12 protein-coding genes, 2 tRNA genes and 3 rRNA genes are annotated in these 19,689 nt (G+C 59.0%); 16 read left to right on the top strand and 1 reads right to left on the bottom strand.

The window, feature by feature from the left end; genetic code table 11:
• Window positions 1-32 precede the first annotated feature (32 nt).
• From FY550_RS14880 to rrf, 9 genes are all read left to right on the top strand, one after another.
• Entirely contained in the window at window positions 33-1,394 is a 1,362-nt protein-coding gene (locus tag FY550_RS14880; protein WP_233350222.1) for a sodium-dependent transporter, read from the top strand.
• A 34-nt stretch (window positions 1,395-1,428) separates the two neighbouring features.
• Window positions 1,429-1,968, top strand: coding sequence for a gamma carbonic anhydrase family protein (locus tag FY550_RS14875; protein ID WP_070979481.1), 540 nt, complete (start codon window positions 1,429-1,431; stop codon window positions 1,966-1,968).
• A gap of 110 nt (window positions 1,969-2,078) precedes the next feature.
• Window positions 2,079-2,759 carry a metal-dependent hydrolase gene (locus FY550_RS14870; protein WP_070979478.1) on the top strand — a complete coding sequence of 227 codons (681 nt, stop codon included), beginning with the start codon at window positions 2,079-2,081 and terminating at the stop codon, window positions 2,757-2,759.
• A 61-nt stretch (window positions 2,760-2,820) separates the two neighbouring features.
• Complete coding sequence (locus tag FY550_RS14865; protein WP_070979476.1) at window positions 2,821-3,444, top strand: HAD family hydrolase; 624 nt, start codon at window positions 2,821-2,823, stop codon at window positions 3,442-3,444.
• 460 nt (window positions 3,445-3,904) lie between these two features.
• Window positions 3,905-5,440 (top strand): 16S ribosomal RNA (locus FY550_RS14860).
• Between the two features lie 70 nt (window positions 5,441-5,510).
• Window positions 5,511-5,587, top strand: a tRNA-Ile gene (locus tag FY550_RS14855).
• 91 nt (window positions 5,588-5,678) lie between these two features.
• Window positions 5,679-5,754: transfer RNA gene (locus tag FY550_RS14850), tRNA-Ala, on the top strand.
• Window positions 5,755-5,998: 244 nt separating this feature from the next.
• Window positions 5,999-8,891 (top strand): 23S ribosomal RNA (locus tag FY550_RS14845).
• A gap of 109 nt (window positions 8,892-9,000) precedes the next feature.
• Window positions 9,001-9,116 (top strand): 5S ribosomal RNA (rrf, locus tag FY550_RS14840).
• The 16S, 23S and 5S rRNA genes sit together here with 2 tRNA genes alongside, the layout of an rRNA operon.
• 123 nt (window positions 9,117-9,239) lie before the next feature.
• Here the strand turns inward: rrf and hisC are convergent.
• Window positions 9,240-10,298: a histidinol-phosphate transaminase gene (gene hisC, locus FY550_RS14835; protein ID WP_149054634.1), complete on the bottom strand. Its 1,059-nt coding sequence runs from the start codon at window positions 10,296-10,298 to the stop codon at window positions 9,240-9,242.
• Window positions 10,299-10,480: 182 nt separating this feature from the next.
• On the opposite strand from hisC, the gene FY550_RS14830 reads away from it, so the two are divergent.
• From FY550_RS14830 to mnmH, 7 genes are all read left to right on the top strand, one after another.
• A complete protein-coding gene (locus FY550_RS14830) occupies window positions 10,481-12,379 on the top strand; it encodes a DUF3413 domain-containing protein (RefSeq protein WP_084388071.1) in 1,899 nt (632 codons plus the stop codon).
• Window positions 12,380-12,403: 24 nt separating this feature from the next.
• Window positions 12,404-14,077 carry an alkaline phosphatase family protein gene (locus FY550_RS14825; protein WP_070978019.1) on the top strand — a complete coding sequence of 558 codons (1,674 nt, stop codon included), beginning with the start codon at window positions 12,404-12,406 and terminating at the stop codon, window positions 14,075-14,077.
• Between the two features lie 91 nt (window positions 14,078-14,168).
• The gene (locus FY550_RS14820; protein WP_070978020.1) at window positions 14,169-15,284 is read left to right on the top strand and encodes an alkene reductase; all 1,116 of its coding nucleotides are present in this window, start codon (window positions 14,169-14,171) and stop codon (window positions 15,282-15,284) included.
• Between the two features lie 136 nt (window positions 15,285-15,420).
• Window positions 15,421-15,879 carry a copper resistance protein NlpE N-terminal domain-containing protein gene (locus FY550_RS14815; RefSeq protein ID WP_070978021.1) on the top strand — a complete coding sequence of 153 codons (459 nt, stop codon included), beginning with the start codon at window positions 15,421-15,423 and terminating at the stop codon, window positions 15,877-15,879.
• Window positions 15,880-16,024: 145 nt separating this feature from the next.
• Window positions 16,025-17,398 (top strand): DNA repair protein RadA, encoded by a 1,374-nt coding sequence (gene radA, locus FY550_RS14810; protein ID WP_070978022.1) that lies wholly within the window; start codon window positions 16,025-16,027, stop codon window positions 17,396-17,398.
• Window positions 17,399-17,514: 116 nt separating this feature from the next.
• Window positions 17,515-18,552: a selenide, water dikinase SelD gene (selD, locus tag FY550_RS14805; RefSeq protein ID WP_070978023.1), complete on the top strand. Its 1,038-nt coding sequence runs from the start codon at window positions 17,515-17,517 to the stop codon at window positions 18,550-18,552.
• 6 nt (window positions 18,553-18,558) lie between these two features.
• Window positions 18,559-19,680: a tRNA 2-selenouridine(34) synthase MnmH gene (mnmH, locus tag FY550_RS14800; RefSeq protein ID WP_070978024.1), complete on the top strand. Its 1,122-nt coding sequence runs from the start codon at window positions 18,559-18,561 to the stop codon at window positions 19,678-19,680.
• Window positions 19,681-19,689 lie beyond the last annotated feature (9 nt).

The following is a 19,689-nucleotide window of genomic DNA, read 5'->3' as shown; positions in this document are numbered from 1 at the left end:
TTTCAATGTACCGGCCAGCAGGGGCAGGCGCTGTGAGCGAGCAGGAAACCGCTCAGCGCGGCTGGACATCCGGACTCTCCTTTATTCTTGCCGTGACCGGTGCTGCGGTCGGGCTTGGCAATATCTGGCGCTTTCCCTATATGGCTGGCGAGCATGGCGGAAGTGCCTTTCTATTGCTCTACGCCGGTTTTGTGTTGTGCCTGGGGCTGCCGATCATGGCCGCCGAAATCATGATCGGACGTGCTGGAGGACGAGCGCCACTGCAATCCATGCGGTGGCTGGCCGAGCGCAGTGGTGTCTCACCGCGCTGGGGGTGGGTGGCGTTTTGGGGTGGTGCCACGCTTCTGATGGTGCTGTCGTTCTATTCGGTGGTGGCTGGCTGGGCACTGGACTATACGGTGCAGTCACTCAGCGGACAGCTTGCCGGTCGTTCCCCCGAGGCCATTGGAAGGGCGTTCGATGCACTGCTGGCCAGCCCGTGGCGGGTGGTGGCTGATCATACCCTGTTCATGATCATGACACTGGGCGTTGTTGCGGCCGGTGTACGAAGCGGGATCGTACGTCTGAACAACTGGCTGGTGCCGCTACTTTATGTGCTGCTGATTGCCCTGGTGATCATGGTCGCCTTCATGACCGATGGCGTACTGCCGGCATTACGCTGGCTACTGACACCCGATTTTTCGCAGATCAATGGGAGTGTCGTACTCAACGCCATGGGACATGCTTTCTTTACCCTGGCGACCGGAGCCTGTTCACTGATGGCTTATGGGGCCGGTATGCCGGCGCGTCAGCGCGTGTTGCCGGTGGTATTTACGGTCGCGGTACTGGATGTGCTGGTGGCCTTGCTGGCCGGGGTGGCGATCTTCGCCGTCGTATTCGATCAGCACATGACTGTTTCCCAGGGACCAGGCCTGGTATTCGTAACGCTGCCGATTGCCTTTGCCGAGTGGCCGGGCGGGTCACTGTGGCTGGGTGCCTTCATGGGGGTGCTGGTGGTAGCCACCTGGACCTCCTCGATCAATATGGCCGAACCGCTGGTAGCCATGCTTGAAGACGCTGGCTGGCGCCGTCGACGGGCAGCATGGATGGTTGGCGGTAGTGCCTGGGCGCTTGGGTTATTGTCCGCACTTTCGTTTTCCGTTCTTGCCGGCGTGCGGCCGCTCGCAGGCATGAGCCTGTTTGATGTCATGACAGCCCTGCCAACGGATATCATGATGCCGATCGGTGGCTTGCTCATTGCGTTGTTTGCAGCCTGGCGCCTCGAGCGCGGTCGTGCCTTCAAGGGGTTGGGTGCTGGCCCTCTGGGTTTCGCGGTGTGGCGTGGAGTAACGCGCTTCAGTGCCATTCCATTGCTGGCGGTGGTATTCATTGCCACCCTGGTGACTGCCGGCTGAAATGGAACATACGAATTCGGATCAGGAGAAGGGCATGACAATACGAACCTTTCAGGGCATGACGCCACGTCTCGGAGAACGAGTCATGGTTGATGAAGCCAGCGTGGTGATTGGTGATGTTGTGCTGGGAGACGATACTTCCGTCTGGCCAACAGCGGTTATCCGGGGGGATATGCATCGTATCCGGATCGGGGCGCGTACCAGCATTCAGGATGGTGCGATTCTGCATATCACCCATGCCAGCGAGTACAGCCCTGAAGGCTATCCGTTGAGTATTGGCGATGATGTCACCGTGGGCCACCGGGCCATTCTGCATGGCTGTACCATCGGCTCGAAGGTGCTGGTTGGCATGGGGGCCACTGTGCTTGATGGTGCCATCGTCGAGGATGAGGTACTGATTGCAGCTGGTGCGGTGGTGACTCCCGGCAAACGACTTGAGCGCGGCTTCGTCTATGCAGGCAACCCGGCGCGTCAGATGCGGGCGCTGAAAGAGGAAGAGTACGCCTTCTTCGGTTACTCGGCCGGCAATTATGTCCGTCTCAAGGATCAGTTTATGGCAGAGAGCGACCACTGAAACGAGCGTTCTGTCGTGCCTGCTGCGACAGAAAGTTAAAGTTGTTCACAAGCGATTGTCGGTAAAGGTTTTTTGCTTCAAAATCTGGATTTTTATCCAGTAGTGAAGTCATGGCCAATTTTCGAACTCATATTACGGTCGCGGCGCTCGGGGGTGCGATAACCGCCGGGCTCGGCTGGCAGGCCGGCCTGTGGCACTTCTCTGATGCAGCCACCCTGGGGGGACTGACCACCCTGGGGGGGATCATGCCCGACATTGATGCCGATCACTCCCACTCCATTCGCCTGATTTTTACCCTGCTGGCAATACTGGCCGTGATCGCGGCCGTGGTGGTACTACAACCGCAATTGTCCATGGCACGCCTGGTGGCCGTGGCCGGGGGGCTGTATCTGGCGGTCCGCTATCCTCTCAGTCTTGTATTTCGTCGTCTGACGACTCATCGCGGTATCTGGCATTCCTTGATGGCTGTCATGCTGATGTCACTGCTGATTACGGCTGCCGGTTTTCAGCTGTTGCATCAATCCCCCGTGCAGGCGTGGTGTCAGGGCGCTGCCATGGGGTTGGGTATGCTGATTCATCTGTTGCTGGATGAGTGTTACAGCATTGACCTGGCCGGTAGTCGGCTGAAGCGCTCCTTTGGCACTGCTCTGAAGCTTTATGATCATCATGCTCCGGCAACGGCGGTCGCCATGCTATTGCTGATGGCCGGGTTGCTGCCCTGGCTGCCTTCCTGGCAGGCGTTGGGAACATTGGGAACGCGGGTTCATGCCCTTTGGGCAAGCGTATTTTAACGGTTGGTCACTGGCGCATTTCGAATGTACGTGCTTCGCTGGATTCGGAATTGACCAGGGAATGGGTGAAAGGGAAATGGCGCCACAGGTATTGCTGTTTGATGTAGGTGGAGTGTTGGCCGACTGGGATGGCACGACCCCGTTGGTAGAACTGACAGAAGGACGCTTCGATCGTGATCGGGCGCGCCGTTTCTGGTTGGAGTTCGAACCGTTGGTGCCATTCGAAACCGGCCGGGCGAGTGTGCATGAATTTACCGGTCCGGCAGTGGAGGCACTGGGGCTGGATATGTCACGCGAAGAGTTTGCTGCGCGTTTTGATAGCTGGATGGCAGGCCCCTTCGAGGGAGCGATGGCGCTGCTGGAGCGCATTCGGCCTGCCTTCATCCGCGCTGTGCTGAGTAACAACAACCCGATGCACTGGAATCGTTTTGTTGAGCAGTCGCAAATAGATCGTCATGTCGAGCACCTCTTTGTCTCTCATGAGATCGGCTTGCGTAAGCCTGATCACGAAGCCTTTGATCATGTCATGCAAGCTCTGGGGCAACCGGCCGAGGCGTTTCACTTCTTTGATGACAACCCTGAATGCGTTGAAGCTGCTCGGCAGCTGGGCATGCAGGCCAGTCTTGTTCGGGGCGTGGCTGAACTGGAAGCCGCCCTGGAAGCCGAGGGCTGTCTCTCGAGCTGAAAGGATTACACCCGATAACAATGACGAGGCTGTCATCGCTCTGTCATTTTTTTGACGCCGGGGGTTGTCAGGTCGGCCGGCGAGGCGTAGAGTACGCATCCGCTGGCAACGGACAGGGCAACAGCCACCCGGGCCGGCAGCTGCAGACAGCTGATTCGATTGAAGTTTTTGCGAATCGATCGGTTGTTCCCCGAAGTCTCGCTTCGGCAGCATCCACCGAAATCGGCATTGACATTTCGGTGGCGGTGAGTAGAATGCTCACTCTCTCGCAAACGGCGCAGGCCACGGCGGGAACGCTCTTTAACAAGTCGATCAGGTAATTTGTGTGGGCGTCTGGTTCACGACGGTGCGGCACAGCATCATCGGAAACAGACGACTCGTCAAATCGCGAGTTTTCGTTTTCGAGCCAGGATTGATCCGCCACGATGGTTTCGGTCATCGGTCAGGATCGCATGACTTTCAACTGAAGAGTTTGATCATGGCTCAGATTGAACGCTGGCGGCAGGCTTAACACATGCAAGTCGAGCGGCAGCGGGCCCTTCGGGGTGCCGGCGAGCGGCGGACGGGTGAGTAATGCATGGGAATCTGCCCGGTAGTGGGGGATAACCCGGGGAAACCCGGGCTAATACCGCATACGTCCTACGGGAGAAAGCAGGGGATCTTCGGACCTTGCGCTATCGGATGAGCCCATGTCGGATTAGCTTGCTGGTGAGGTAACGGCTCACCAGGGCTGCGATCCGTAGCTGGTTTGAGAGAATGATCAGCCACACCGGGACTGAGACACGGCCCGGACTCCTACGGGAGGCAGCAGTGGGGAATATTGGACAATGGGCGAAAGCCTGATCCAGCCATGCCGCGTGTGTGAAGAAGGCCCTCGGGTTGTAAAGCACTTTCAGCGGGGAAGAAGGCGTGGCGGTTAATACCCGCCACGAAGGACATCACCCGCAGAAGAAGCACCGGCTAACTCCGTGCCAGCAGCCGCGGTAATACGGAGGGTGCAAGCGTTAATCGGAATTACTGGGCGTAAAGGGCGCGTAGGCGGCCTGTCACGCCGGGTGTGAAAGCCCCGGGCTCAACCCGGGAACGGCATCCGGAACGGGCAGGCTCGAGTGCAGGAGAGGAAGGTAGAATTCCCGGTGTAGCGGTGAAATGCGTAGAGATCGGGAGGAATACCAGTGGCGAAGGCGGCCTTCTGGACTGACACTGACGCTGAGGCGCGAAAGCATGGGTAGCAAACAGGATTAGATACCCTGGTAGTCCATGCCGTAAACGATGTCGACCAGCCGTTGGCCTCCTCGAGAGGCTGGTGGCGCAGTTAACGCGCTAAGTCGACCGCCTGGGGAGTACGGCCGCAAGGCTAAAACTCAAATGAATTGACGGGGGCCCGCACAAGCGGTGGAGCATGTGGTTTAATTCGATGCAACGCGAAGAACCTTACCTGCCCTTGACATCCTGCGAACCCGGAAGAGATTCCGGGGTGCCCTCGGGAACGCAGAGACAGGTGCTGCATGGCTGTCGTCAGCTCGTGTTGTGAAATGTTGGGTTAAGTCCCGTAACGAGCGCAACCCCTATCCCCATTTGCCAGCGGTCCGGCCGGGAACTCTGGGGAGACTGCCGGTGACAAACCGGAGGAAGGTGGGGACGACGTCAAGTCATCATGGCCCTTACGGGCAGGGCTACACACGTGCTACAATGGCGAGTACAAAGGGTTGCGAAGCGGCGACGTGAAGCCAATCCCGTAAAGCTCGCCTCAGTCCGGATTGGAGTCTGCAACTCGACTCCATGAAGTCGGAATCGCTAGTAATCGCGCATCAGAATGGCGCGGTGAATACGTTCCCGGGCCTTGTACACACCGCCCGTCACACCATGGGAGTGGACTGCACCAGAAGTGGTTAGCCCAACCTTCGGGAGGGCGACCACCACGGTGTGGTTCACGACTGGGGTGAAGTCGTAACAAGGTAGCCGTAGGGGAACCTGCGGCTGGATCACCTCCTTAAACGCAAACCGCCCGCGTGAGCCAGTGCGCCCACAACAAATTACCTGATCGGATAGAGCGAAGACTGTTCGGGTCTGTAGCTCAGTTGGTTAGAGCGCACCCCTGATAAGGGTGAGGTCGGCAGTTCAAGTCTGCCCAGACCCACCAAATTCGTCTCTCGCATTGTCAGAAGCCATCTCGCATGGCAGGCCATGCGTCGATACCTTCTTTCGCGCGAGAAACGAATTGCATTGTCAGAGGGGCCATAGCTCAGCTGGGAGAGCGCCTGCCTTGCACGCAGGAGGTCGGCGGTTCGATCCCGCCTGGCTCCACCACTGACCCGAATATGCAGGAAAGCACAGTCGCAAGTCGATTCGATGACAGCATCGAGCCGATTTCCGACTGTCGCTTTGCGACAGTACGCTCTTTAACAATGTGGATCATGCTGACTGTTCCGGTCGGCGGCAACACCGAAGCACACGCTTCGTGTCGTGACCGCCGATCCGGACAAAACGTGATACGTCTCAAGCGTATCCGGCGAATCGTATGTCATCCTGATCAGACCCCTTGGGGTTATATGGTCAAGCGATGAAGCGCACACGGTGGATGCCTAGGCAGCCAGAGGCGATGAAGGACGTGACAGCCTGCGATAAGGCTCGGCGAGGTGGCAAATAACCTGCGACCCGGGCATTTCCGAATGGGGAAACCCACTCATCATCAGATGAGTATCCATGAGCCAATACATAACTCATGGAAGCGAACCGGGAGAACTGAAACATCTAAGTATCCCGAGGAACAGAAATCAACCGAGATTCCCCAAGTAGTGGCGAGCGAACGGGGAGCAGCCCTTAAGCGGCATGACGGATAGACAAAGTGTCTGGAAAGGCACGCCATAGCGGGTGACAGCCCCGTAGTCGAAATCCCATTGTCGTGAAATCGAGTAGGTCGGGGCACGTGAAACCCTGACTGAAGACGGGGGGACCATCCTCCAAGGCTAAATACTCCTGGCTGACCGATAGTGAACCAGTACCGTGAGGGAAAGGCGAAAAGAACCCCGGTGAGGGGAGTGAAACAGATCCTGAAACCGTGTGCGTACAAGCAGTGGGAGCCTTCTTCGGAGGGTGACCGCGTACCTTTTGTATAATGGGTCAGCGACTTGTATTCAGTGGCGAGCTTAACCGCATAGGGGAGGCGCAGGGAAACCGAGTCTTAACAGGGCGCGCAGTCGCTGGATACAGACCCGAAACCGGGCGATCTATCCATGGCCAGGGTGAAGGTCAGGTAACACTGACTGGAGGCCCGAACCGGGGTCCGTTGAAAAGGACTCGGATGAGCTGTGGATCGGAGTGAAAGGCTAATCAAGCCCGGAGATAGCTGGTTCTCCTCGAAAGCTATTTGGGTAGCGCCTCACGTATTACCACCGGGGGTAGAGCACTGTTTCGGCTAGGGGCCCATCCCGGGTTACCAAACCGAGGCAAACTCCGAATACCGGTGAGTACAGCGTGGGAGACAGACAGCGGGTGCTAACGTCCGTTGTCAAGAGGGAAACAACCCGGACCGCCAGCTAAGGTCCCCAAATCCCGGTTGAGTGGGAAACGATGTGGGAAGGCTCAGACAGCCAGGAGGTTGGCTTAGAAGCAGCCATCCTTTAAAGAAAGCGTAATAGCTCACTGGTCGAGTCGGCCTGCGCGGAAGATGTAACGGGGCTAAACCGGGTACCGAAGCTGCGGGCGTGTCTTCGGACACGCGGTAGAGGAGCGTTGTGTAGGCCTGTGAAGGTGTGTCGAGAGGCATGCTGGAGGTATCACAAGTGCGAATGCTGACATGAGTAACGATAAGGGGAGTGAAAACCTCCCCCGCCGGAAGACCAAGGGTTCCTGTTCGACGTCAATCGGAGCAGGGTGAGTCGGCCCCTAAGGCGAGGCCGAAAGGCGTAGTCGATGGGAAACGGGTCAATATTCCCGTACCGGATGTGATTGCGATGGGGGGACGAAGAAGGCCAGGTGAGCCGGGCGTTGGTTGCCCCGGTGAAAGCAGGTAGGCCGAGCGATCAGGCAAATCCGATCGCTCATCGGCCGAGATGCGAGACGAACACCCCACGGGGTGGAAGTCACTGATGCCACGCTTCCGGGAAAAGCCTCTAAGCTTCAGATCACATGCGACCGTACCCCAAACCGACACAGGTGGTCAGGTAGAGAATACCAAGGCGCTTGAGAGAACCCGGGTGAAGGAACTAGGCAAAATGGCACCGTAACTTCGGGAGAAGGTGCGCCGGTGGCCGTGACAGCCCTCGCGGCTCGAGCGGACACCGGCCGAAGAGACCAGGTGGCTGCAACTGTTTACTAAAAACACAGCACTCTGCCAACGCGCAAGCGGACGTATAGGGTGTGACGCCTGCCCGGTGCCGGAAGGTTAAGTGATGGTGTCAGCCCCTTCGGGGGTGAAGCTCCTGATCGAAGCCCCGGTAAACGGCGGCCGTAACTATAACGGTCCTAAGGTAGCGAAATTCCTTGTCGGGTAAGTTCCGACCTGCACGAATGGCGTAATGATGGCCACGCTGTCTCCACCCGGGACTCAGTGAAATTGAAATCGCAGTGAAGATGCTGTGTACCCGCGGCCAGACGGAAAGACCCCGTGAACCTTTACTACAGCTTCACACTGGACGCTGATGTTGCTTGTGTAGGATAGCTGGGAGGCTGTGAAACCGTGGCGCCAGCCGCGGTGGAGCCAACCTTGAAATACCAGCCTTGCATCATCGGCGTTCTAACTCCGCACCGTGAGCCGGTGCGAGGACAGTGTGTGGTGGGTAGTTTGACTGGGGCGGTCTCCTCCCAAATCGTAACGGAGGAGCACGAAGGTACCCTCAGCGCGGTTGGAAATCGCGCAGTGAGTGCAAGAGCACAAGGGTGCTTGACTGCGAGACAGACACGTCGAGCAGGTGCGAAAGCAGGTTCTAGTGATCCGGTGGTTCTGTATGGAAGGGCCATCGCTCAACGGATAAAAGGTACTCCGGGGATAACAGGCTGATACCGCCCAAGAGTTCACATCGACGGCGGTGTTTGGCACCTCGATGTCGGCTCATCACATCCTGGGGCTGAAGTCGGTCCCAAGGGTATGGCTGTTCGCCATTTAAAGTGGTACGCGAGCTGGGTTTAGAACGTCGTGAGACAGTTCGGTCCCTATCTGCCGTGGGCGTCGGAAGTTTGAGAAGTGCTGCTCCTAGTACGAGAGGACCGGAGTGGACGGACCTCTGGTGTACCGGTTGTCACGCCCGTGGCATCGCCGGGTAGCCAGGTCCGGACGGGATAACCGCTGAAGGCATCTAAGCGGGAAGCCCCCTTCAAGATGAGACTTCCCCGGGGCCTTGCGCCCCCTGAAGGGCCCTCGAAGACGACGAGGTCGATAGGCGCGGTGTGTAAGTGCGGCAACGCATTGAGCTGACGCGTACTAATTGCCCGTGAGGCTTGACCATATAACGCCCAAGCGGTCTGTGATGACACGTGCCGGATACGCGAGACGCAGCACGCAGCATGATCCACGAATTCGTCGGGCCGCCCTGCGGCGACCCGGCCACCGAATTGCCTGACGACCACAGCGAGCGGGTCCCACCCGATCCCATGCCGAACTCGGCAGTGAAACCGCTCAGCGCCGAGGGTAGTGTGGGGCTTCCCCATGCGAGACTAGGTCATCGTCAGGCACCCCTTCCGAGAGAGCCCCGGCCATATGGTCGGGGCTTTTTCATGTCCGCACGACAGCCGGCCCGGCGGCCTGCTGTCCGACACCGGCCTGCAGCCCGGCGGCAGCGCCGGGCTGGCTGCCCTCAGCGGGCGCCGATCTCTCCCAGCGCCTCGATCAGGGCCTGCATCTCCGCCTCGCTGCCGATCGAAATCCGCAGAAAATCGTTCAGCTGTTCGGTATTGAAATGCCTGACCAGAATGCCGTGTTCACGCAGGGCCGCAAAGATATCGGCGGCGGGCTGATGGGTTGAGCGTACGAACAGGAAATTGGTCTGTGAAGGAAGTACTTCAAAGCCCATGGCCTCCAGGGCTTGACGGGTATGTTCGCGCGTCGCCATGACAGCCCGTCGGCAGTGCTCGTAATAATCACGATCTGCCAGTGCCGCAATACCGGCTTCTATAGCAATCATATCGAGCGGATAGGAGTTGAAGGAGTTCTTCACTCGGTCGAGACCTTCGATCAGTTCGCTTGAGCCGATGGCAAAGCCGATCCGCAGCCCCGCCAGACTGCGTGATTTGGAGAAGGTGCCGGTGACCAGCAGGTTGGGATGGTCATCAATCAGTGGGACGGCACTCTCGCCACCGAAGTCGGCATAGGCTTCATCGATCAGAACCACTCGCTCGCGCATGCGCTGGAGCAGCTTTTTGATGCTTTCAAGGTCATGACCATGACCTGTGGGCGCATTGGGGTTGGCAAACACGATACCTGCATGCTCACCCTCGAACCCGTCCAGATCCACACGCCACTGCTCATCCAGCGGGATAGTGCGCTGCTCGACACCATAGAGGCGGCAATAGACCGGATAGAAGCTGTAGCTGATCTCCGGCATCAGCAGGGGCGCGTCATGCAGAAAGAAGGCCTGAAATGCCAGAGCCAATACTTCATCCGAGCCGTTGCCGACGAAAACCTGCTCGGGGGCTACCGAGTATTCCCGAGCCAGTGCTTCACGCAGCATGCTGGCTTCCGGATCGGGGTAGCGACGCAGACGCTCGATCTCGAAGTTGCGTAGCACCCGTTCGACACCCGGCGCCGGTGGCCAGGGGTTTTCGTTGGTATTCAGCTTGATCAGCTTCTGGCGAGGTTGCTCGCCGGGCACATAAGGGGTCAGTTGATGAACCCCGGGACTCCAGAACTGGCTCATTGGTGATCGAACTCGAGATGAGTGGCGGTGATCGCTCATGCGATCGTCATGAATCAATTTTCATGATGCCGCCCGGTGCTGGACAGGCGCAAGGTTCCCTTCACCGAATTCTGGCGTATCATTAACAGGCTAATCAAAACGCTGTCGTGTGAACCGCGACGGCTTCGGGAACGAGGGGATACATGGCTGTCAGGAAGCTGATCCTGGGGCGTTGGATGCGGGCATCACGCAAGACGTTATGGCGCTGGAGCAACTGGTTCGTTTTTTTCAATGGTGTGCTGGCTTCACTGATCGCGCTGCGCCTGTTGGGCTGGGCTGATCCTCAGGATGAAAGTGATCGGCTCTGGATGGCTCTTGCGCTGCCTGCGCATTTTCTGAGCCTCTCGGCACTGGCTCTGCTTGTGCTATGGCCGTTGCTATTGATACTGCCCCGACCTGTATTGATCCGATCGCTGGCGATACTGCTCGCCACGTTTGCACAGCTGGCACTACTGATCGATACCGAAATATTTGATCAATACCGATTTCACCTCAGCGGTTTCATTTTCGATCTGCTGCTGCATGCAGGTGGAGAAATATTCTCCTTTTCATTACTGACATGGCTGATTGCCGTGCTTTGCGTGATCGGCCTGCTGGTCATCATGATGGGCTTTTCCGCATTGTGTGAACGTCTGGCGACGCGGGGAGCCAGTGGCGTTGGTTGGGTGCTTGCCGTGATCTCGATCATGCTGCTGCCGCTGGTACATGGCTGGCACGCCTGGGCGGATGCGCACTATAACCGTGGTATTACCTCACTCGATCGTGTCCTGCCCCTGTTCTATCCGGCCACTGCCAAACGCTTTTTTGCCGATCATGGCTGGGTTGATCTGCAGCAGCAGCGCAATCATCGTCCAACAGAGCTCAGGGTACATCACGATCGCAGGCAAGCACTCGATTATCCGACTCAACCACTTCAGTGTAATCGCCCCGAGCATCGCCCCAATGTACTCATTATTGGTATTGATGCCTGGCGCGCTGACACGCTCAATCCTCGGGCGACACCCCATATTGCCGATTTTGCCCGGGGCGAGCACATTTTGCGCTTTCATCATCATCTCTCGGGGGGGAATTCCACCAAAGCAGGGCTGTTCAGTCTGTTTTATGGTTTGCCCAGCACCTATTGGGATGCCTTTGCTTCAAGCCAGCGTGCGCCCGTCATGATGCGCCAGTTCCAGCGCGAGGGGTACGACATGAAGATACTGGGCTCGGCCACACTGACCAGTCCTGCCTTCGATCGTACGGCCTTCTCTTCGGTACAGGGACTGCGTACCACTACGCCCGGAGATACGCCGTGGCAGCGTGATGCTCGAATTACCCGGGATTTTCTGCATTATCTGGCGCATCGTCCCGATAAGGTTAACGGCCAGCCACAGCCGTTTTTCGGTTTTCTGTTCTATGACGCCGTTCATGGTTATAGCGTGCCGCCGGATTTTCCCCATCCGTTTCAGCCCTACTGGCAGGAAGTGCAACATCTCGAACTGGGGCCGGATTTCAATCCCACACCCTTTTACAACCGTTATCAGACGGCAGCTTTGTATGATGATCGGTTGATAGGGCAGATTCTGGCTCGCCTGAAACAACAGGGGCTGCTCGATCACACCATCGTGATCTTCACCAGTGATCATGGTGAGGAGTTCAATGACAATCATCGCAATTTCTGGGGACACGGTAGCAACTATACCGACGCCCAGACGCATGTGCCGCTGGTGATTCACTGGCCGGGCGAGGACTCGATGACCATCGATCGCACGACCAGTCACATGGATATTGTGCCCACACTGATGCAGCAGGTGTTGGGATGCCATGGGCCTGCCTCGGCCTACGGCATCGGTCAGTCACTGTTCAACGAGGATCATCGGCGCTGGTGGCTGATCGGAAGTTATATGGATTACGCCGTCCGCACCCGGCATCATATTCTCGAGGCCTATCCGGGGGGCAATTATCAGACCTTCAATTTGCATAACCGGCCGGTTGATGACTTTCAGCTCGACCATCGGACAGCGCTCCAGGTGATCCGCGCGATGTCCCGCTTCTATCAGTAATCCGGCAGGGGAGATCGCAAGGGAATGGGTGTCACAGGACGGTTCGGCAGGGCAGGGGGAACATTCGTTGCCCTGACGCTTGTGTTCGTGGTGTTGGCACTGCCTCACCAGCGGGCGCTGCTGACGCCACTGAGCGGATTCTGGGCACCAGTCGAGCTGCCTCTGATCGTGCTGCTACTGGCATTTGTGCCCCGTGCGCTGCGCCTGCTGGTGTGCAGCGTGCTGGCCTTGCTATTGACCCTGCTGACACTCTTCAAACTGGCTGATGTCATTGCTCTGATAGCCTACTGGCGCATTTTTGACCCGGTTGCCGACTGGCGTCTGCTGGGACCGGCATGGGATCTGCTCAGTGCCAGCATAGGCGTTTTGCCCGCAGCCGCGTTGCTGAGCGGCATTCTGGCGGGAGCGTTGCTGCTGGGATGGCTGCTTCGTTGTGCGCTGATGCGCATTGCCCGCCATGCAAGAGCAGCGCTTTACACCCATGCCGGTCGATATGCCTGGCGGTGGGCAGCAGGGCTTTATGCACTCTGGCTGATCATGACACTGGCCATCGGACACTCGATGCCGGCCCTGTCACCCCCTTCGCCGGCGCACTCTTCAAGACTGGTGGTGGCACATGTCCATCAGTCCTGGCACAACCTGCATGAGTTGGCAGAGCTGCGCGAGGCAGTCGCGCAGCATCCTGACAGCGACAGGCCTGCCGAGCAGCTGTTCTCGAAGCTTGCCGGCAAGGACATCGTGGTCGTGTTCATCGAGTCCTATGGTCGTACCGCGCTCGAGGATGCCCGCTATGCCCCGCAGATCGATCATCGGCTGCATGAGGTGAACAGAGAGCTGAATCGGGCCGGTTTTCAGGCGCGTAGTGCCTGGGTGCGCTCACCTACCGTAGGCGGTCAGAGCTGGCTGGCCCATACCACGTTGCAGACCGGGCTCTGGATCAACAGCCAGCGTCGCTACAACTGGATCATTGGCAGCCGGCAGGTGCCGCTGACCCGACTGTTCGAACGAGCCGGCTGGTACACGGTCGATGTGTCACCGGCCATTACCGGAGACTGGCCGGCCGGCCGCTGGTTCGGCTTTCAAGAGACTCTGGATGCACGCAACCTGGGCTATCAGGGGCAGCCGTACAACTGGATCACCATGCCGGATCAGTACACGTACTCGGCCTTCCAGCGTCTCGAACTGGGGCGTAATGATCGGCCGCCATTGATGGCAATGATTTCCACGGTCTCGAGTCATGCGCCCTGGGTGCCGGTGCCACCCATGGTGCCATGGGAGAAAGTGGGAGAGGGCCGCATCTTTTCCCAATGGGCCGATGCCAATGATCCACCTTCGGTTGTTTGGCAGGACAGCGACCGGGTAAGACACCAGTACCGCAAGGCGATTGACTATTCGCTGCAGGCACTGGGTTCCTTTGTTGCGACATATGGCGATGATGATCTGGTCGTGCTGGCGCTGGGGGATCATCAGCCGGCCTCGATCATTACCGGTGATCAGGCCACACGCGAAGTACCGGTGCATCTCATGACCCGTGATCGCGAAGTTCTGCAGGCCTTTGAGCAATGGGGATGGAGCAGGGGCATGATACCCGATGACAGTGCCGCGACATGGCGCATGGATGAATTTCGACAGCGTCTGATTGACGGATTCAGTGCTGCTCGGTCAGGTTCGGGAAATGAATCTCGGCCCAATGGTTGATAAGCCAGCTAATGACCTCCATGTCGTCTCTCACGCTACAGAGACTGTGCGGACAGTGTGATGTCCGGACGTTATCGACAAGGAGATTCGTGTGGCACATTCGACACTTTTTACACCGCTGAAGCTGGGCTCTCTGGAGATCCCCAATCGCGTTATCATGGCACCGCTGACCCGGGCACGGATGCCTGATCGCATCCCCGGTGATATGCATGCCACCTACTATGGTCAGCGTGCTGGCGCCGGGCTGATCATCTGTGAGGCGACCAATGTTTCGCCTACCGCAGTCGGCTATGTTTACACGCCCGGTATCTGGAACGACGAGCAGGAAGCCGGCTGGAAGCATGTCGTCGAGGCCGTTCATGCTCGTGGCGGTCGCATTGCCATGCAGCTCTGGCATGTGGGTCGGGTTTCCAATGAGCGTGTTCAGCCGAATGGCCAGAAACCGGTAGCGCCGAGTGCCATTCGTGGTGAAGGTGCACAGTGCTTTGTCGAATTCGAAGATGGTACTGCCGGCCGCGATGATGCGGCGACGCCACGAGCGCTGGAGACCGAAGAGATTCCCGAGCTGGTGGAAAGCTATCGGCAGGCAGCCCTTCGTTCGAAACGCGCCGGCTTTGACATGGTCGAGGTCCATGCAGCCAATGCCTATCTGCTACAGCAGTTCATGGCGACCGGTTCGAATCAGCGTACTGATCGATATGGTGGTTCGCTGGAAAACCGCGCTCGCGTGGTGCTCGAAATTGTCGATGCCGTGGCCAGCGTTTATGGCTATGACCGGGTGGGTATCCGCATGTCACCGTTCATCGAGATCTTTGGTCTCAAGGACGATGAGTCCGAGGCGATGATGTATTACATGGCCGAGCAGCTCAACGTGCGCGGCCTGGCCTACCTGCACATCAACGAACCGGACTGGGCTGGTGATGATATCCATCTGACCGATGATTTCCGACGTGCCGTGCGAGCCCGGTTCAGAAGTGGTGCCCTGCTGTTCTGCGGTCACTATACGCCTGAGCGTGAAGAAGACCTGATCGAGCGCGGGATCGGCGATGCCGCCGTGTTCGGTCGTCCCTTCATTGCCAACCCCGATCTGCCGGAGCGTTTCCGGATCGGAGCAGCACTTAATGAGCCCGATCCTGATACCTTTTATGGTGGCGGAGCGGAAGGTTACATCGACTATCCCTTCCTTGAGCAGCAGGGCGATCACTGAGCGATTCCCTGGCGCTTGTCAGACACCCCGGTCCAGCCGGGGTGTTTTTGCGACTGGCCGATGCGGTAGTGATGGCGCTATGCTGGGACGCCACCAGCCCAACGGCGGTGTTATTCCATGCATCAGGAGGAAGCTCATGCAGATCAGGACGTTGCTGGCAGGGTCTGCCATGCTGGCGCTGCTTGCCGGCTGTGCCGGTACAGGAACCCAGAGCGGTGGCGAAACCGAAGCGGGCGCCGTGCAATCCCAGGCTGCCACTTATACCGGTACTTTGCCATGCCGCAGCTGCAAGGGCATTGCGCTGACAGTCAATCTCAAGGGAAGCGAGGATGCGCCAGCAGCGCAGCGTACCTTCTCGCTGGATGCGGAATATCTCCAGCATCCTCAGAACCCACCGACCGAGCACTATCAGGGGAACTGGGACGTGATCAGCGGTACCCAGAACGATCCCACCGCCACGGTCTATGAACTGACGCCCAATGGTGAAGGGCAGACCTACTACTTTGAGAAGGTGGACCCGCAGCATCTTGAGTTGATCGATCCTCAGCTGCGTCGTTTCGAAAATGGCCAGAACCTTCGCCTGACCCGTCAGTAAACCGGAGGTATCGCCCTCGGTTGCGGATATTTCGAACCGGGGTTGATGAACCTCATGGGGGCGGCGTTGACGCCGCATCGAATGGGCGGCAGTCGCCGCCCTTTTGGTGTGCGTATCCGTCTGCCAGTGATGCAATGAGTTCAGCATGGCAAAAGCGAAAACAGCCTTTGTATGTACCGAATGCGGTGCCGAGTTCAGCAAGTGGCAGGGACAGTGCAGTAACTGTCGAGAATGGAACACGCTGACCGAGCTGCGTGTGGCGCCGGCAAGGCCCGGTAGTGGAGGAGGTGCGAGCACCCGACAGGGTTATGCCGGTGGAGGTTCGTCGAGCGTCACCGACCTTTCCGCAGTAGATCTTTCCGAAGTGCCACGTTTCTCTTCCACCTTCGGTGAGTTCGACCGTGTGCTGGGTGGCGGGCTGGTGCCCGGCTCGGCGATTCTGCTCGGTGGCAGCCCCGGTGCGGGCAAGTCCACCCTGCTGTTGCAGACTGCCTGCAAGCTGGCGCAGCAGCGTAGCGTGCTGTATGTCACCGGCGAGGAGTCTCTCTCCCAGGTCGCGATGCGGGCGCATCGGCTGTCGCTGCCGACGCAGGGGTTGAAGATGCTGGCCGAGACCAGCGTTGAAACCATTCTCGCCACCGCCGAGCGTGAACGTCCGGATGTGCTGATCATCGACTCGATCCAGACCATGCATCTGGACGATCTGACCTCGGCACCGGGCGGTGTTGCCCAGGTGCGTGAGTCTGCCGCAGCCCTGACCCGTTATGCCAAGCAAAGCAGTACGGTCCTGATGCTGGTGGGGCACGTCACCAAGGATGGCAGCCTTGCCGGGCCGAAAGTGCTCGAGCACATGATCGATGCTTCGCTGTTGCTCGAAGGCGATACCGATTCCCGCTTTCGTACCCTGCGCGGACAGAAGAATCGCTTTGGTGCGGTTAACGAACTGGGCGTGTTCGCGATGCTCGAACAGGGTCTCAAGGAAGTGAAGAATCCCAGTGCCATTTTTCTCTCGCGCAGCGAGGAGCTGGCGGCTGGCAGTCTGGTGATGGTGGTCTGGGAAGGGACCCGGCCGATTCTTGTGGAAGTCCAGGCCCTGCTGGATGAGTCGGCGATGGGGAACCCGCGCCGGGTGGCGGTCGGGGTTGATGCTCAGCGGCTATCACTATTGCTGGCGGTGCTGCACAAGCATGGTGGGCTGTTCACCGGCGATCAGGATGTCTTCGTCAATGTGGTCGGTGGCGTCAAGGCGCTGGAAACCAGTGCCGATCTGGCCATTGTGCTGGCGGTGGTTTCCAGCCTGCAGAATCGGCCGTTGCCCCGAGAGCTGGTAGTCTTTGGTGAAGTCGGGCTATCCGGTGAGATTCGCCCGGTACCCAGTGGTCAGGAACGCATCGTCGAGGCCGCCAAGCATGGGTTTACCCGAGCGATCGTGCCGCGTGGCAATGCCCCGCGCAAGGCACCGGAGGGGATGGAAGTAGTCGCCGTGGAAAGACTGGCCGAAGCGCTGGATGCCCTGTAAGCGGATGCGTTTCAAACGAATGGGCACTGTGCCTCGACCCGGAGTGCGTTAGCATGCCCATCCGGCACTGCCCCGATTGATGAAAGCGGGGGATACAAGGATTACAGGAGCGACCGATGACCTCGATTCGTCTGACCCAATACAGCCATGGTGCGGGATGTGGCTGCAAGATTGCCCCGGACGTGCTCGACTCCATTCTGGCTGCTGCCGGCGAAGGCGCTTCCAGTGACCGGCTGATCGTCGGCAATCAGGGGCGCGAGGATGCCGCCGTTTACGATCTGGGAGACGGTCAGGGACTGATTGCCACTACCGATTTCTTTACGCCGATCGTGGACGACCCCTTCGATTTCGGTCGTATTGCCGCAACCAACGCCATCAGCGATGTTTTCGCGATGGGGGGGCGCCCCATCCTGGCTCTGGGTATTCTGGGCTGGCCGGTCGACAAGCTGGCGCCCGGTATTGCCGGTGAAGTGGTGGCCGGTGCACAGACGGTCTGTCGTGAGCAGGGGCTGGCACTCTCAGGCGGTCACTCGATCGACTCGCCCGAGCCGATTTTCGGGCTGGCCGTCAACGGTCTGATCGATCTTGCGCATCTCAAGCTCAACAGCGGAGCCCGGCCGGGCGACAGACTCTACCTCACCAAGCCGCTGGGGGTGGGCATTCTGACCACTGCCGAGAAGCGTGGCTGGCTTGATGCCGAACATCACGGTCTGGCACGCGACAACATGCTCAAGCCCAATACCATCGGGCGGGCGCTGGCACAGGTGAAAGGCGTGCACGCCATGACCGATGTGACCGGCTTTGGTCTGGCGGGGCATCTCGGTGAGATCTGTACCGCCAGTGGTGTGGCAGCACGTATCGATTTCAATCGACTGCCACGCCTGCGGGCAGCCGAAGGCTATCTGCGTCGTGGTGCCATCCCGGGCGGGACCGGGCGAAATCGTCAGGCACTGGGCTCTCTGCTGCCCGAAATGGATGAGACCCATTGGCAGTGGTTGTGCGATCCCCAGACTTCGGGAGGACTGGTCATCGCGGTCGATCCGGCCTGGGAAGATGACGTTGAGCGTATTGGTCGCGACCATGGCCTGAGTCTGGAAGCCTTCGGTGAATGCATCAGCCGTGAAGGTGAAGCTGTCATCCAGGTGCGTGGCTGAACAGTGATGTCACATCAGTTGCCCGTCAGTCTGGAACTGTTGCATCACCGACCGGCGATGATAGACGTTCGTGCGCCGATCGAGTTCGCTCGTGGCGCCGCCCCCGGTGCCGTCAATCTGCCGCTCATGGATGATGACGAGCGCCGCCGGGTAGGCGAGCGCTATCATCGCAATGGTAATGAGGCAGCAGTCGCACTGGGGCATGAATTGGTCAGTGGGCGATTGCGTGAGCGGCGACTCGGGGCGTGGTGCGAGTTCATCGCTGCCCACCCCGGGGCGCTGTTGTACTGCGCACGGGGTGGCCAGCGTTCGGGGATCAGTCAGCGCTGGCTGGCCGAAGCAGGTGTTGACGTGCCCCGCTTGCAGGGAGGCTTCAAGGCGGTTCGGCAGACCCTGATGGCGGCTACCGAGCAGGCTGCCCGGGCGCCGATGCTGATCGTGTCGGGGCTGACCGGCTGTGCCAAGACACGACTGCTGTTGAATCTGGAGCATGGTGTTGATCTCGAAGGTCATGCCCGTCACAAGGGCTCAAGCTTTGGTCGTCAGCCGGTCGAGACGCCCTCCCAGATCGATTTCGAGCATCAGCTGGCGCTTGACCTGGCCGAACGGCCGACCCCCTTTGTGCTGGAGGACGAGTCGCGCTCGATTGGAGCTGTCGAAATTCCCTTGCCGCTTTGGGAAGCCATGAAGCAGGCGCCACGCGTACGCGTGGAGATGCCACTGGACTGGCGCATCGAGCAGATCCGCCGTGACTATATCGATGATCTCTGGGCGCGCTATCGCGATCAGTATGGCCAGTGGCTGGGCTGGGCGCTGATGCAGCGTCAGCTGGTCAGTGCCCTGGTACGGTTACGCAAACGTCTTGGTGAGGAGCGGCTGGAGCGGTTGCTGCAGCGTCAACAGCATGCCTTTGCCCAGCATCGGCGCAGCGGTAACAGTCGCGCTCACAATAGTTGGCTGGCCCCGCTGCTGCAGGAATATTACGATCCGCTCTACCACCATCAGTTGGCGCGCAATGGGCAGCAGGCACTGTTTGCGGGCGATTGGCAGGCATGCCTCGAGTTCGTGGCCGACTATTGCCAGCGCCATCATGACGAACCGATGCTGGGGCAGTCCATGGCACTCTGAGTATGCCTG

Origin of the sequence: Kushneria phosphatilytica, assembly GCF_008247605.1 — a bacterium.
Taxonomy (GTDB): Bacteria; Pseudomonadota; Gammaproteobacteria; order Pseudomonadales; family Halomonadaceae; genus Kushneria; species Kushneria phosphatilytica.
Note: the sequence above shows the minus strand (reverse complement) of the source record. Positions and strands in the feature narration are given on the sequence as shown.